This window comes from Arsenicibacter rosenii, assembly GCF_001870735.1.
GTDB classification, from domain to species: domain Bacteria; phylum Bacteroidota; class Bacteroidia; order Cytophagales; family Spirosomataceae; genus Arsenicibacter; species Arsenicibacter rosenii.
On sequence record NZ_MORL01000283.1, the window covers coordinates 1 to 414 of the forward strand.

Annotated in this window: 1 protein-coding gene; it reads right to left on the minus strand. The window is 51.3% G+C overall.

From position 1 onward, the window contains the following. Positions 1-243, minus strand: a 243-nt coding sequence (locus BLX24_RS33785; protein WP_229201942.1) for a hypothetical protein, incomplete at its 3' end; no start/stop codon positions are given. Between the last annotated feature and the right edge of the window lie 171 nt (positions 244-414).

The following is a 414-nucleotide window of genomic DNA, read 5'->3' on the forward strand; positions in this document are numbered from 1 at the left end:
CGTTTTACGCTTCAGATCAACGCCCGGAATGGTCGACTGACTATTCAGATCGGTATATGAAAGCCGGTAACTGCCCTTATCATAACTACCCGAAACAGCGAGGTTGTTGATTGTTGTGTGGCCCGTTTCATAGAAGTTTTTAAGATTGTCGGGATGCGACACAAAGGGTGTCGGGGTGACAGGCAGCCCACTGTATACGTATGTATCCGCTCCGCGTACAACCCGTCCGTCGGGGAGGTTCACGGGGCTGTCGTATTGTGGAATCAGCAGACCCGCATCGAGTTTGGGGCCANAGGCCGTTAACGTATTTGAAGGCGCCGCTGTTACCTTGTCCGTACTGATTCTGAAAACGGGGTAACTGAAACGGACGCTCCGTGTAGAACGTACTGTTGAAACTCAGGCCAATACCTTTCT